Source organism: Calothrix sp. CBUCES-K 9914, assembly GCF_059640475.1.
In genome coordinates this window covers 1-13,315 of the sequence record NZ_JBXXZH010000247.1, presented here as the reverse complement: position 1 = coordinate 13,315, position 13,315 = coordinate 1, and the positions used below count along the sequence as shown (strand labels likewise).

Genomic DNA, 13,315 nt, shown 5'->3' with positions numbered 1-13,315 from the left:
CTGGCAATGCTTTTAAAGTGTGTCACTGATTATACTACCACGAGAGTGACAAAAGAGGGTTAATTCTTGAGTAGCATTTTGTGTAAAAAAATCTTGCCATGCTTGAATTTGTCTTGGGTCTACAATTATATCGTCCTGACAGCCACAGACAAACAAAGGTACTGATACGTGGATTGTTGCTGTTGAGCAGTACTAGCATATTTGCTGCAATTACAACCAACTAGAGACTTGCAAATCAAAAATATCCATTATATGAGTGGAATGGGCACCTACCACGTGCCCGTTCCAAACATAAGCAGTAATAGTAATAAGCAAACCATTGCAGCAATTGCAAATTTTCCTGTATAGTAAGGGTTTTAAACCCGCACTAATACAATATACAAGATTGCCGTTTTGGGATAGACTTGGTGCCTAGAAAAATATTACAATTTTTGGTGCTTTGTTTGGCTATAGTTTCAATAGCTCCCTGTATGTAGAATACGCTAATGGCATCAAAAACGCACCCCCTACAACGTCTCATCAGCTATGCGCGCGCATATCGTCCCCAAATATACACCGCATCGACCTGTTCTATTCTCAACTGTATCTTTGACCTGGCGCCACCTTGGTTAGTTGGTGTTGCTGTAGATATACTAGTCAAACAGCAAGATTCGACTATTGCGAATTTGGGTGTCAGAGATGTACCCTCGCAATTTATACTGCTTTCTGTAATCACTGTATTAATTTGGGTTCTCGAATCAGCGTTTGAATATGCTTATGATCGACTTTGGCGCCATTTAGCCCAAAATATTCAGCATAGTATACGCCTAGAAGCTTATAGTCATCTACAACAATTAGAATTAGCTTACTTTGAAGATAATAGTACTGGAGCATTACTGTCAATACTCAATGATGATATTAACCAACTAGAAAGGTTTTTGAATGGAGGCGCCAATAAAATCATCCAAATTACGACATCAATGATAATTTTGATAGGTGGCGCATTTTTTATCTTACCTCTAAGCATTACCATTGCGGCGATGTTACCGATGCCGTTTATATTGTGGGGTTCGCTATCTTATCAAAGGCGCCTGGAACCAGTTTATGCTGATGTCAGAGAAAAGGTTAGTTTGCTTAACTCGCGGTTGGCAAATAATATTAGTGGTATTACAACAATTAAAAGCTTTACCGCTGAAGAATATGAAAACGCTCGATTAAGAAATGAGAGTGAAGCATATAGAAAAAGTAATAATAAAGCCATTAAACTATCTGCGGCATTTGTTCCTTTAATTAGAATGTTAGTATTAGCTGGATTTACAGCTTTACTATTCATGGGAGGAATGGCAGCGTATTCTGGGAGAATATCTATAGGTAATTATAGCGTTTTACTTGTTTTAGTACAGCGTTTATTATGGCCACTTGTATCATTAGGTGAAATATTTGACGAATATCAGCGCGCGATGGCTTCTGTAAATCGAGTTATGGATTTACTCGATACACCAATTCAAATTAATACAGGTGATATACATTTGGACGTTGAGAAAGCGCGCGGGGAGATTGAGTTTAACAATATCAGTTTTAGTTATCAAACAGAACATCAACCAATAATCAAAAATCTATCCTTACATATCGGCGCCGGAAAAACTATTGCCATCGTCGGTTCCACAGGTTCCGGGAAAAGCACCTTAGTTAAACTCTTGCTCAGATTCTATGATGTCACTTCTGGTACAATTACAATAGACGGTATTAATATTCAAAACTTAGACTTACACGATTTACGTCGCAGCATCGGTTTAGTTAGCCAAGATGTATTTTTATTTCATGGCACAGTTGCAGAAAATATAGCTTACGGAAGCTTTGGCGCCAGAGACGAAGAAATAATCAATGCTGCCAAAATAGCCGAAGCACATGATTTTATCACACAACTTCCCCTTCAGTATGAAACAATAGTAGGCGAAAGAGGTCAAAAACTATCAGGTGGACAAAGACAACGAATAGCCATTGCCAGAGCAGTATTAAAAAACCCACCAATATTAATTTTAGACGAAGCAACATCCGCTGTAGACAATGAAACCGAAGCCGCAATCCAACGTTCCTTAGAAAAAATTACAGTAAATAGAACTACAATAGCAATTGCCCATCGTCTTTCTACCATCCGTAATGCCGATTGCATATATGTCATGGAATATGGACAATTAGTCGAAGCAGGTAAACACGAGCAACTATTAGAAAAAAATGGAATTTATACAGGTTTATGGCGAGTACAATCAGGAGTAAGGTAAATTTATGGTAACTTATTTAATCACGGGCGCCAATCGAGGAATAGGATTAGAGTTTTGTCGTCAGTTGAAAGAACGAGGAGATACTGTAATTGCAGTTTGTCGTTCTTCCTGTGATGAGTTGGACAAATTAGGTGTGCAAGTTGTATCTAATATAGATATCACTTCAGATGCATCAGTGGCTGATTTAGTTGATAAACTCAAAAATGTGCATCTGGATGTTTTGATTAATAACGCTGGTATTATCGAAAGCGTGAGCCTTGAAAATTTGGACTTTGATAGCATTCGGCGCCAGTTTGAAACGAATGCGTTAGGAACTCTCAGAATTACACACGCTTTGCTTCCAAACTTAAGCAACGGTTCAAAAGTAATTATCATGACAAGTCGCATGGGTTCCATCGAAGATAACACTTCGGGAGGTTCCTATGGGTATCGAATGTCAAAGGTAGCTGTTTCGATGGCAGGAAAATCTTTATCCCACGACCTCAAACCAAAAGGTATCGCTGTTGCTATTCTTCATCCGGGACTTGTACAAACCCGCATGACTGGTTTCACCCCAAATGGTATCACTCCATCTCAATCAGTTAAAGGACTTTTGCAACGTATTGATGAGTTGACTTTAAATAACACAGGCACCTTCTGGCATAGTAATGGTGAAATATTACCTTGGTAGTCAAAATTTTTTGGCATGAAAAAGCCGCGAGAACAGTGTCTCGCGGCTTTCGGTGTGGTGTGAGGAGCTTAACTATTTAATATAGTAAGGTTAACTTTAGGGGGTGACAGTCTTTGTAACAGTTTTGGTAACGAGATTTTTTTAAACATCTAACCCCACAATAAGAGTTAGGAGCGAGAAATCATTTTTCTTTCCACTGTCCAATGTATTTCTGATGATTGGTAAATTTTCACACCTTCTATTCCAGAAGTTTCTACCATTTGTGTTATTTCTTCAATTGTAAAAGCGGCATGTAAAGAATCTCGAACTAGGTCTGTTTGGTGTTCATTGTAACCACTACAAATCTTTTCAACAAAATAATTCAAAATTGAATCATTTAGAGGTCGAATTAAATCACGAATGAAAATTGCTCCGTTTGGTTTTAAGACTCGCTTAATTTCTAGAAAAAAAGCTATCGGGTCAGGTAAATGATGAACTAAGCTGTTTGAGATAACCATATCAAACTGCCCATTTATATATGGTAAATGCTTACAATCGACTAATTCTAAAGAAATTTGCTGCCTCAAACCTGCTTGCTCTATATTTTTCTCGCCTATGGACAGCATATTGGCAGCAAGGTCAATCCCAATGATTTTTACATTTGGGCGCCGTTGGCATATTAAAATAGGGATGCGCGCGGTTCCTGTTCCTAAATCTAAAATTAAACCAGTATCGGCGCCTAACTGAATTGCACGTTCGGCGAATGCTGTATTAACATCGACAAAATCCATTGCATCATATTCTATAGCCTCAGACAAGCTGTCCATCACTTCCGGCTCAAGTATTCGCTCCATTGTTAAATCTCCTAATCTTGACCATATGCAACACAAGGACTTTCTACCTCGTGCATTGGTTGAAAACAATTACAAAAAGTTACTGCCGAACAATTTACATCAACTTTATCTGGATTGATACATTCGATGGCGCCTTCAATCAAAATGTGAAATACACAGTCATTGCAAATAGTCTTAAATAATGACTTTTCTTGTTTATTGGTTAATTCTAACATATATATAATAATTTCACATAAGATAATAAAATATATAATTAATTAGTTGAAAATTTGTGACTTAAAATTTAGAGCCTAGAGCAATTGTAGTAATATTGTCGATTAAGCAATGAAAGTCAAATGGTTTAAAAATTAGTTTATCATATCCATGACCCTTTGCTAGTTCAGCAAAATTCATCTCATCTAAAGCAGTTATTGCTATGGCAAACATCTGATTTATTTTGTCATTAAGATGATTTCTAACTCTTCTAATTAGCGAAAAACCATCTTCAACTGGCATGACAATATCGCTAATTAAAATATCCGGTTCGTCCTGTACAACAATTTTCCAAGCTTCGCTCGCGGATGTTGCCGTTAACACTCTAAACTTACTGGAGTCATTAAAAATAACTTTCAGTAACTCTAGACTATCTATATTGTCATCTACTGCTAACAGAGTTAATTTACTCATTTCTATATTATCTAGAAGAATTTCAAATGGTTGTAATCTGCTTTTTCAATACATTACACCTTATTCCTTGTCTATCTTAACATTTTTTTTAGATTTGCAATAGTACAATTTTGTGCATAGCTATAAACTCTGTTTTTAGAAAGAATGAATTCATGAAACATATCTTTAGATAGTTGACAAAATAAAAATATTCTAGTTTGAGTCCGGCGATTGTAGAGACGTTACATGTAACGTCTCTGTTGTGAGTACAATTGAATTAATCAGGTGCCTATTTTCTGTGCATTCAAGAGTTTACGGTTAAATTCTTCGCGCATACACCGATTGCCATCCCGCTGTATGAAGCCGCATCGCTGTATTCATATCCTCTGTTATACTATTACTCGATAAACCACCAACTAATTCAAACTCCTTTAATTTCTGTAAAGACCTAATAATACAGGAGGTTTAGCTGTTGAATTTGCAGTTGCAGGTAATTTACACACATTCAAAATACGCAACATAATTAATTCCTTTTACGGTTATTTCTTTCTTCCTTTGTGTACTTTGTGTCTTTGTGGTTTAATTAACGAACCGCAAAGGCGCAAAGTTAGCAAAGAAAAGGCTAAAGAGAAGATTAGGGTTTTTGGTAACTTAATTGAATCCTCGCAAAACAAAGAGGAAAGAGCGGCGCCAGTTCAAGTGTGACTTTTAATGGTAGATTATTTTGAGAAACTGTTTATTTCTTTGTGTACTTTGTGTCTTTGTGGTTAAATTACTTCATATTTTACCCAGACCAAACTAACAAAGGCTGACCAACGGTCAGTTATTCGCGCTTGGAATGCGGCTCAAAAAGACTGATATAATTTCCACTTTACACGCGCGCGACGAAGAAAGCGACCTTTTATCTGTACCCTTACTGAGAGCAACTAAGTTACCCAACATCTAGTTTCAGCATCGCATAAGTTCAAAGTTACGGAAATCAGGGAAAGTGGAGTTGGGCACTACGATGTTACTTATTCATCTTGCATGGGAATCATATAGACAAACACGATAGCGTACTTGACATTCATACTGTATTTATGCATTATCCTCTTGAACTGACATTCAAATTTTGGGCTGTAGCTCCTCAAATTTCTGTTGTTGATGCTCAGAACGGTTTAGTTTTTTACGTCAAGCAGAAACTGTTTAAACTCAAAGAGGCAATTACAATCTTTGCAGATGCCGAGAGAACCCGTCCTTTATATTACATCAAAGCCGACCGGATTATAGATTTTTCCGCGCGCTATGATTTTACCAACGACAGTGGCGCCTATATTGGTGCAGTCAAACGGCAAGGACTCAAATCATTATGGCGGGCGCGCTATGATATATACGACGGAGATACAACAGCATTTACCATCCAGGAAAAAAATCCTTGGGTAAAAGTCGCCGATGCACTATTTCAAGAAATCCCAATTGTGGGAATATTGAGTGGATTCGTTTTTAATCCTGCTTACTATGTAATACGCTCCGACGGAACAGTTGTGATGCGACTAGAAAAAATCCCTTCATTCCTTTCACGAAGATTTACCATCAAAGCAGTAGATCAACTCAGTGAAAAAGAGCAAACACAAGTACTACTCAGTTTAATAATGATGCTGCTACTCGAAAAAAATCGCGGTTAATATATAAACATACCTAGTATTTATGATTGATACGGACATATTACAACAGATTACGTGCGCGCGCTTAATTTTTTGTTCATATGTCCTATTTCTTTATGTTTATTCTAAAATTTTTTAACCAAGTAAAGGTACAAATTAACTTCATAAAACTCTTTTGGAACGGGCATCCCTGCCCGTCCTTGTGTACTTGTGAGGATGCCCGTTCTACAATTATTTTGCTTCTGACCGCAGATATATAAGACTTGACACAAACCAGCGGACAAAATCTATATAGATTTTATCCTGATGCGTACACGCTGGCAATGGATATATATTTAGTAGATGCACCCTGTTTTGTAAATACCTCAATCGTTTGACGATTGAGGTTTTTTATTTTGAGTTTATCCTGATACACCAAGATTAAGCCGCATAAAGGAGTGGTAGATGCACCCTAATTAAGCTTCCACAACCTCAACCACCATTTTGGGTTGAGGTTTTTTATTTTATCCTGATACACCCAAAGCATAGCTGGATAAAGGATATTAAATGCACCCTGATTAAACCATCTACCCCGAACACTTGTTGTTTGGGGTTTTTTGTTATGTCTAAGGTACTAATGCACACTTGATTTCTATGGCTGTCAGTTAGTAAAAACAGTAAGTTGTGTATTATACGTACAAATTATTACTACTTGAGCTACTTTCTAGTCCTGTAAAGACTTTGGAATACAACCCTGTATTTTTATGCGTATATAATGTAGCCACAACGCTTCAATAAATCGTAAAACTTTCCGGATGCACCAAAGGTTACAATGGAACCATAAATTAGATGCACCCTAATTCAACAAACTCTCAGTCTTAGAAGGCTGAGGGTTTTTTCTCAGGAAGATGCTATAGTGTAAAACTTGAAATGATCTAAAAAATATTAAGGCAGATGTAAGTAGAAGCGAGCGTATGTGAACGCTTAATTTAGCCCTGAACTTTAATATAAAAGATTTGATGAAGTTATGACAACTGCCAAAAGGAATATTTCATTAGTAAGGACTTAAGTCCTTACTACGACGAATTTTCTAATTACAACTTAGGTACGAATACTTCGAGCGCTTTGGGAATAACCCGGAAACGCGCGGGAGTATAAGTAGTAATTTCACCATCGGTATTAATTGGACGCGGTTTACGAGTAATAACTTCGATATCCTGCGCTGTTATTGCCCGAACTTGGCGCCCGTTGACATGATGTCCGGTACGCATTGCAGGTAATATAAAAATAATTTCCCACCAACGCTTAATTTCTAAACTATACATATCAAGTCTCTGGTCATCAATTGTTGCATCAGGAGCTACTGCCATTCCACCCCCGTAGTAACGACCGTTACCAACCGCTATTTGAACAGTTTTACCTTTGTATGATTTATTGTTAGCACGAATTTCGGCGGTAAACGGTCGAGATTTGACAATAACTTTGATTGCAGCAACAGCATAAGCAAAGACTCCCCAGCGACGTTTTGCTTGCTTTGTAAGATTTTGAGTAATTTTGACGCTTAATCCTAAACTCGCAACGTTAAAAAAATGCTTATCGTTAACCAATCCTAAATCAATTCGACGAGTATTACCTGCTGCTATCACTTTACACGCTTCTGGTAACGAATTGGGAATACCCAAAGTTCGAGCTAAATCATTTGCAGTTCCCAATGGTAAAATACCTAACCTTAACTGGGTTTCTACCAAACCTTCTAAAGCAGCGTTGAGAGTACCATCACCCCCACCAATTATCACCAAATCAACTTTATGTTTATACTGATGAATAATTTCTGCCATATGATGCGGTTGTGTACATGACTCCTCGATTAAGTCAAAACCTAATTTCTCTAGGTAGCTTATCACTTCCGGTAGACTCATGCTTCCTTGCCGTGAGTGATGGTTTACTAAGAGCAGCGCGCGCTGATTCATAATTTACCGTTTTAGTAAATAGGGGTTTATAATCATAAACTCAAATAAACCTTTTGGTTTGTTTAACTCGACTATAAATTAATTTTTACCAGATTCAGATCATAAAATAAAATAATATGCTCACATATTTTATCTTGTAGTATGCGAACTTAAGTACTTGTAATAACAAAAACATAGAAACTAGTTTTCTACATATAAATGGAACACATAGAAAAATTTAGCGTCAGTCCTAGGGATGATTATGATAGCTCGATGAATGAGAGCATATTGGGGATATCATAATTTTCTTGCGCTTCTGACTGTATTTTGTCTAAAATCGTCAACCAAAAATGCTCCTTCTATGGCAATCTGGGAAGCAGAACGTTTTAAAACTTGATATTTTCGCTACAAGACATTTACCGATTCATGTTATGCAAACACTGCCCACGCTAACTAAAAACAACACAGTATCAACCCAGCCAACTTTTGACACCACAATCAAAAGACGTAAAACTCGTCCTGTGAAAGTGGGTGACATTACTATCGGTGGAGGCTATCCCGTCGTAGTACAGTCAATGATTAACGAGGATACTCTCGATATTGAAGGTTCTGTCAATGGCATTCGGCGCCTACATTCGATAGGTTGCGAAATCGTTCGCGTCACAGTACCGAGTATGGCACATGCCAAAGCGTTGGCGGAAATTAAGCAAAAACTAAAGCAAACCTATAAAGATGTACCCATTGTCGCCGATGTACATCACAACGGTATGAAAATTGCTTTAGAAGTCGCAAAGCATATAGAAAAAGTACGGATAAATCCGGGTTTATACGTATTTGAAAAGCCCAACACAAACCGTACAGAGTTTTCACCTGCTGAGTTTGATGAAATCGGCGAAAAAATTCGTGAAACCCTCGAACCGTTAGTAATATCACTTCGCGACCAAAACAAAGCGCTGCGAATTGGTGTTAACCACGGTTCCTTAGCTGAAAGAATGCTATTTACCTATGGTGACACCCCCGAAGGAATGGTAGAATCAGCACTGGAATTCATCCGCATTTGTGAATCGCTCGATTTCCGTAATATCGTCATCTCGATGAAAGCTTCGCGCGTTCCTGTAATGGTTGCTGCATATCGTCTCATGGCAAAGCGTATGGACGATTTTGGTATGGACTATCCATTGCACTTAGGTGTCACCGAAGCAGGAGACGGAGAGTACGGACGTATCAAATCAACAGCTGGAATTGCCGCACTGCTGACAGATGGAATTGGTGATACAATTCGTGTCAGCTTAACCGAGGCGCCGGAAAACGAAATACCTGTATGCTACAGCATCCTGCAAGCACTAGGTTTACGTAAAACAATGGTGGAATATGTAGCATGTCCTTCCTGTGGACGCACATTATTTAACCTTGAGGAGGTATTACATAAAGTCAGGGAAGCAACAAAACACCTAACAGGATTAGATATTGCGGTAATGGGGTGCATTGTTAACGGGCCTGGAGAAATGGCAGATGCGGACTATGGATATGTAGGAAAAACACCCGGTTACATCTCGCTATATCGTGGTCGCGAAGAAATCAAAAAAGTCCCCGAAGACAAAGGTGTCGAAGAATTAATCAACTTAATCAAAACGGATGGACGCTGGGTAGAACCGTAGGGTGTGTGACGCTACTAAAAATCTCGGAACAAAGCGATAATCTAGTAGCGTCACGCACCAGACTCAAATCACAATAAAATTTGGTGCGTGACGCTACAAGTTTTGTAACAAGGTTGAAAATTGTTCTTAGCGTCACGCACCCTACCAGCTGATTTGTAAAGTTTGTATTATCTGCCACACAAATCACCGGATTTAGGCGACAATTTTGAGAAATAACGAGATATGCTTTGTCAGTACAGCAATTGCGTGTGTTAGATTGAGCATACCGACTTATGAAATTTTCGCTATTCCAAGCAGCTGTCATTATGGTAATTAATAAAAGTGGACTTGTTTTGGGTGCTACGGCAGTAATGTTGACCACAGTCGCATATGCTGGACTTGGTATTCACTCACGAGGACAAGCACTGTTTAAAGAAAGCCCAAAAGAGTTAGTGGACGAAGTATGGCAAATTATTAATCGCCAATACGTAGACGGCACTTTTAACCAGGTTGACTGGCAGGCAACTCGTAAGCAATATTTGAACAAGTCTTATAGTAATAAGCAAGAAGCTTACAAATCTATTCGGGAAATGCTCAAGAAGCTTGATGACCCATACACCCGGTTTATGGATCCCGAAGAGTTTAAGAATTTGCAGGTGGATACTTCTGGAGAGCTTACGGGTATTGGGATTCAAATTGGTCTTGATGAAAAAACCAAAAAACTTACTGTCATTGCACCAATTGAAGATACACCGGCATTTAAAGCTGGGGTTTTGGCGAAGGATATTATTACTAACATCAACGGCAAAAGCACAGAAGGAATGGATACTAATCAAGCAGTATCCTTAATTCGAGGTGAAGCTGGTACAAAAGTTAAATTAACAATTTCGCGAAGCGGTCAGCGCAAAGAATTTGAAATTCCTCGCGCGAAAATCGAAATTCACCCCGTCAAGTACTCACAGCAAAAAACACCGATTGGTAATATTGGCTATATTCGTTTAAATCAGTTTAGTGCTAATGCTGGTAAAGAAATGCAAGCCGCTATTCGTGATTTAGAGAAAAAACAAGTTCCAGGCTATATTCTTGATTTACGTGGCAACCCAGGTGGTTTACTTTTTTCAAGCGTTGAAATCGCTCGTATGTGGTTGAATAATGGTACTATAGTATCAACAAAAGACCGTCAAGGAGAGCAAGAGCGCGAAATTGCTAACGGCAAAGCATTAACTAACAAACCTTTAGTGATATTAGTTAATAAAGGTTCTGCGAGTGCTAGTGAAATTCTTTCCGGCGCCTTACAAGATAATAAGCGTGCAGTTTTAGTTGGTTCACAAACCTTTGGTAAAGGGTTGGTGCAGTCGGTACGTCCTTTGGATGATGGTTCGGGTATAGCGGTGACTATTGCTAAATATTATACTCCCAACAATAGAGACATAAACAAGCACGGTATCGACCCTGACATCAAGGTCGAGTTAACGACGAAACAAGAGCAAGACTTATGGTTACGCGAACGCGATAAACTTGGCACCCTCCAAGACCCACAATTTGCTAAAGCTGTAGAAGTGTTAGGTCAAAAAATCGCCGCTAAAAGCACGACAAACGCTTCTGGAAAGTAACATTCCCTACAAATATGCTTAAAGATACCCTACTTCTTAAAGAAATCGGGTATCTTTATATTATTGAGGTTGACATTTACCCGCGCGAATTAATCCAACCCGACGAGCAATAGCATCCGCTTGTGAATCAAACGGCCCCCACTTTTCAACTATTTCACTATTCTCTTCAACGTTGGCGCCTTGTGAATTTAGTATTTCACAATTACCTACTGTACGCTTGACTATATACCAGCTTTGTGTATCTGAAGGATTGTTCATATCTAATACAGAATTAAAATTGTGTATTTATATAAAAATATAGTTGATTAATAATATTTTTATATGCGAACGCGAGATAATAAATTAATGATAATTTAAGCTTATCTTGTTTGTGCGCTTATGGCATCAATCTACGATAGTAGTCCAGATAAAGTACTTAAAGCCATTGAGTTAGTTGATAGAAATCTATGGGAACAGTCGGTGAATCATAAATGGCGCCTCGATAACTCTGGTTTAGCCAACATACAAACACCGACTGCTAGTATGCTGCAAAATCTGAAACAGTACGCTTCGGATTATCATTCAGCTAAGTTAATGGCACAGTTTAGCGATGCATCTGAGTTGCATGAACCATACATACAACTTCTTGAGGATTGGATAGAATGTACTGCGAGTTACTATAACTTAACGCAGGAAGTTTTAAAAGCCAAAGTAAATATCATGTTAGGGCGAATTGTCCAACAAGATAAAAAAATACAGCGTATACGTTTTGGATTAGGCGCCGTATGTGTAGCATGTACAGCATGGATAGGTATGGGTGTCCAACAGAGCGTAGGTATTGGCAGGGAACGCGAAATAGTTGAGCAGCAGTTAGGTCAAGTTAATGTTAAATATAATCAAATACATACTGAAGCGTTAAAAAGTTTTCCTGCAAAAAAGTCGAAAGGTCTATTGGGTTTTGCAAAATATGTGATTGGATATGAAGACCCACCACCGGATGATTTATCAAAAGTTGAGATGCCTCAAAACCCAGTAGGTACACAAAAAGACTTATTAGATAAATTAAAAGTGGTAGGACAGCAAAGGAAACAAATTTTAGACGAATCAAATCGATTAGGCACTAAACAAAGTGGAATTATAATATCTATAGTATTCGCGAGTTTAGTACTAATTTTTATTCCTTTATATGGATGGGTATGGATTCCTGCAAATAGATATAAAGGTAGAAAGATATATTAATTGTATACGTTTTTATCCCCCCTAGCCCCCCTTAATAAGGGGGGAACAAGAGAGAAATTTAAAGCCCCCCTTATTAAGGGGGGTTGGGGGGATTAAATTTTACAAACCATTAAAGTTGTAACCAACACCAAGTACTAAACCAACATCAGTTTCACTTAAAAAAGCTGCATTCACAGTTGCATTTGCGGTGAAATTTGTACTCAAAGGTACGTCAACACCACCTGTTAGTAACAGTCCAACATCTGCATCATCACTTGTTTCGATTGCTACACCAGCCCCAACGAATGGGGCTATGGCAAAAGTGTCTTCAAACGCATCTGCTGTGCGTGGATTAAGGTCATAAGTTAATGGTACTAAAATAACAGGGTCATCACCAATAACTACAGAGGGTCGTGCTGAAAGTGTATTTGTTAATCCAATTTTGCTTATTACAGTAAAGTTAGTATCACCTAATGCGGAGTCTCCACCTAAACCAATATTACCAGCTACACCAATATAACTTGATACCCCGCGCGTTGAACGACCTGGGTCAATTACTTGTGCAGTTGTTTGTGCAACTTGTTGATTTTGAGTTGCATTATTTGTTGAAGCTACAGGTTGTGAAGGTTGACCAATTAAATCTGCTGCTTTAGTTGATACTTTATTGGTTGGGGTTTCTGCTTTAGCTGTTAAGGGACTTCCGAAAAGCGCTACAGAACTTAGAACTAATAGTACAGAAAGCCGTTGCCACATAAATATATTCTCCAAATATTTTCCAAAATAGTTTTTTGACAAAAATAAAGCCCTCGACTTGTTGCATCAAGGACTCAGTAGTAATTACTATATAAACCCGAAAATTCGCTTAATAACTCTTTAAAACGGTAGATA

At 38.2% G+C, this 13,315-nt stretch carries 12 protein-coding genes; 6 read left to right on the top strand and 6 right to left on the bottom strand.

Going from position 1 to position 13,315, the window contains the following annotated elements; genetic code table 11:
• Nucleotides 1-485: 485 nt before the first annotated feature.
• Nucleotides 486-2,261, top strand: a complete 1,776-nt coding sequence (locus tag AC2JBO_RS35800; RefSeq protein ID WP_496958398.1) for an ABC transporter ATP-binding protein — start codon at nucleotides 486-488, stop codon at nucleotides 2,259-2,261.
• A 4-nt stretch (nucleotides 2,262-2,265) separates the two neighbouring features.
• Nucleotides 2,266-2,931: an SDR family oxidoreductase gene (locus AC2JBO_RS35795; protein WP_496958397.1), complete on the top strand. Its 666-nt coding sequence runs from the start codon at nucleotides 2,266-2,268 to the stop codon at nucleotides 2,929-2,931.
• A 167-nt stretch (nucleotides 2,932-3,098) separates the two neighbouring features.
• On the opposite strand, the gene AC2JBO_RS35790 is transcribed toward AC2JBO_RS35795, so the two are convergent.
• From AC2JBO_RS35790 to AC2JBO_RS35780, 3 genes are all read right to left on the bottom strand, one after another.
• Complete coding sequence (locus tag AC2JBO_RS35790) at nucleotides 3,099-3,764, bottom strand: class I SAM-dependent methyltransferase (RefSeq protein WP_496958396.1); 666 nt, start codon at nucleotides 3,762-3,764, stop codon at nucleotides 3,099-3,101.
• A gap of 11 nt (nucleotides 3,765-3,775) precedes the next feature.
• Nucleotides 3,776-3,979, bottom strand: a complete 204-nt coding sequence (locus AC2JBO_RS35785) for a hypothetical protein (RefSeq protein WP_496958395.1) — start codon at nucleotides 3,977-3,979, stop codon at nucleotides 3,776-3,778.
• 61 nt (nucleotides 3,980-4,040) lie between these two features.
• Nucleotides 4,041-4,430 (bottom strand): response regulator, encoded by a 390-nt coding sequence (locus AC2JBO_RS35780; RefSeq protein ID WP_496958394.1) that lies wholly within the window; start codon nucleotides 4,428-4,430, stop codon nucleotides 4,041-4,043.
• A 1,058-nt stretch (nucleotides 4,431-5,488) separates the two neighbouring features.
• On the opposite strand from AC2JBO_RS35780, the gene AC2JBO_RS35775 reads away from it, so the two are divergent.
• Nucleotides 5,489-6,073, top strand: coding sequence for an LURP-one-related family protein (locus tag AC2JBO_RS35775; RefSeq protein WP_496958393.1), 585 nt, complete (start codon nucleotides 5,489-5,491; stop codon nucleotides 6,071-6,073).
• Nucleotides 6,074-7,125: 1,052 nt separating this feature from the next.
• Here the strand turns inward: AC2JBO_RS35775 and AC2JBO_RS35770 are convergent.
• On the bottom strand, nucleotides 7,126-8,001 hold the full coding sequence (locus tag AC2JBO_RS35770) for a lipid kinase (protein ID WP_496958392.1): 876 nt from the start codon (nucleotides 7,999-8,001) through the stop codon (nucleotides 7,126-7,128).
• Nucleotides 8,002-8,411: 410 nt separating this feature from the next.
• On the opposite strand from AC2JBO_RS35770, the gene ispG reads away from it, so the two are divergent.
• Nucleotides 8,412-9,638: a (E)-4-hydroxy-3-methylbut-2-enyl-diphosphate synthase gene (gene ispG, locus AC2JBO_RS35765; protein WP_496958391.1), complete on the top strand. Its 1,227-nt coding sequence runs from the start codon at nucleotides 8,412-8,414 to the stop codon at nucleotides 9,636-9,638.
• Nucleotides 9,639-9,943: 305 nt separating this feature from the next.
• On the top strand, nucleotides 9,944-11,230 hold the full coding sequence (gene ctpC / locus AC2JBO_RS35760; RefSeq protein ID WP_496958390.1) for a carboxyl-terminal processing protease CtpC: 1,287 nt from the start codon (nucleotides 9,944-9,946) through the stop codon (nucleotides 11,228-11,230).
• A gap of 60 nt (nucleotides 11,231-11,290) precedes the next feature.
• On the opposite strand, the gene AC2JBO_RS35755 is transcribed toward ctpC, so the two are convergent.
• The gene (locus tag AC2JBO_RS35755) at nucleotides 11,291-11,488 is read right to left on the bottom strand and encodes a DDE transposase family protein (RefSeq protein WP_496958389.1); all 198 of its coding nucleotides are present in this window, start codon (nucleotides 11,486-11,488) and stop codon (nucleotides 11,291-11,293) included.
• 120 nt (nucleotides 11,489-11,608) lie between these two features.
• Here AC2JBO_RS35755 and AC2JBO_RS35750 point away from each other — a divergent pair, with 120 nt between their 5' ends.
• Complete coding sequence (locus AC2JBO_RS35750; RefSeq protein ID WP_496958388.1) at nucleotides 11,609-12,448, top strand: hypothetical protein; 840 nt, start codon at nucleotides 11,609-11,611, stop codon at nucleotides 12,446-12,448.
• A gap of 99 nt (nucleotides 12,449-12,547) precedes the next feature.
• Here the strand turns inward: AC2JBO_RS35750 and AC2JBO_RS35745 are convergent, their stop codons facing one another.
• Entirely contained in the window at nucleotides 12,548-13,180 is a 633-nt protein-coding gene (locus AC2JBO_RS35745; protein WP_496958387.1) for a hypothetical protein, read from the bottom strand.
• Nucleotides 13,181-13,315: the final 135 nt, after the last annotated feature.